Raw genomic sequence first — 458 nt, forward strand, 5'->3', positions numbered from 1 at the left:
GGCGACCCGACGGTGGCGGGCCTTCCTGCGGCTCCGTCGATAGCGCTGGTTAAATCCTTCACGGTTGCCGACGGTGGCGACGGCCGGATTGATGCGGGCGACGTGATTACCTATACATTCGAGGCCACCAACACGGGCAACGTGACGCTGAGCGGCGTGGCGGTGACGGACGGCCTTGCGGGGCTGTCGTCACTGACGTACACCTGGCCTGGGACAGCGGGCGTACTGCTGCCGGGCCAGTCGGCGACTGCGACTGCGACCTACACGATAACGCAGGGGGATGTCGACGCGGGCGAGGTGAGTAACCAGGCCGTTGCGACGGGTATCATCCCGGGCGGGGACCCTGCTGATCCGGCCGACCGGGTGACGGGCGACTCGGACACGGGCACGGACCGCGACGGGGATGAGCTGACGGACCCTGCCGGCACGGACAGCGACGATGACGGCGACCCGGGGAA

General features: G+C 68.6%; 1 protein-coding gene. It reads left to right on the forward strand.

The features are described 5' to 3' along the window. A partial coding sequence (locus JHJ32_RS22690) for a DUF11 domain-containing protein (protein ID WP_200123030.1) occupies positions 1-458 on the forward strand: 458 nt, incomplete at both ends.

The sequence above is a fragment of the Parapedobacter sp. ISTM3 genome, assembly GCF_016533505.1.
Classification (GTDB): Bacteria; Bacteroidota; Bacteroidia; order Sphingobacteriales; family Sphingobacteriaceae; genus Parapedobacter; species Parapedobacter luteus.